Origin of the sequence: Pseudomonas sp. 6D_7.1_Bac1, assembly GCF_025465945.1 — a bacterium.
Classification (GTDB): domain Bacteria; phylum Pseudomonadota; class Gammaproteobacteria; order Pseudomonadales; family Pseudomonadaceae; genus Aquipseudomonas.
In genome coordinates, this window is sequence record NZ_JANLNW010000010.1 from 1 (window position 1) to 616 (window position 616).

Consider the following 616-nt stretch of genomic DNA (forward strand, 5'->3'; position numbering starts at 1 on the left):
CTTTTCGCACTCTTCACAGAACGGCGCGTTGCGCTTGAGGGTGTTGATCTGCGCCGGGGTCAGTACGGCGCCGGCCTGGTCGGCATCGGCTTGCTTGAGTACGCCAGGCATCAACGGCGCCGATGCGGTTCCGCTGCCGGGGCTGCCGCCGCTGTTCATGTTGATCGCCGGACCGCTGAGGGTCACGCCGCCGGCGTCGATCTTGATGAAGCTGCCGCCGCCCTTGAGGGTCAGTTCGCTGCCGGCTTCGAGTACCACTTTCAGGCCGCTGCTGAGGTGGATTTCCTGGCCGGCTTCGATGAACTGGCCGGTGCCGATTTTGATGTGCTGGTTCACGCCGACGGTCAGGTGGTCGTTGGCGCGGGTTTCGACTTTGCGATCGGCGTAGACGGTGTGGTGTTCTTCGGCCTTGAACTCGCTGTAGCTGTTGGCCTCGACGGTGTCGTGGCGTTCGTTGCCGACGCGGATCTTCTGGTCGTGCTCGATGTTTTCATCCCAGTCGCGCTGGGCGTGCAGGAAGATCTGTTCCTGGCCTTTCTTGTCTTCGATGCGCAGCTCGTTGTAGCCACCACCACCGGGCGAGCTGAGGGTCTTGAAGGTGCTGCGGGTCTTGTTG

The 616-nt window shown here is 62.7% G+C and carries 1 protein-coding gene; it reads right to left on the reverse strand.

The genetic code is table 11. From position 1 onward, the window contains the following. Positions 1 to 616 (reverse strand): bacteriophage T4 gp5 trimerisation domain-containing protein (locus tag NTD87_RS03400; RefSeq protein WP_410017455.1); only part of this gene is annotated, 616 nt, incomplete at both ends.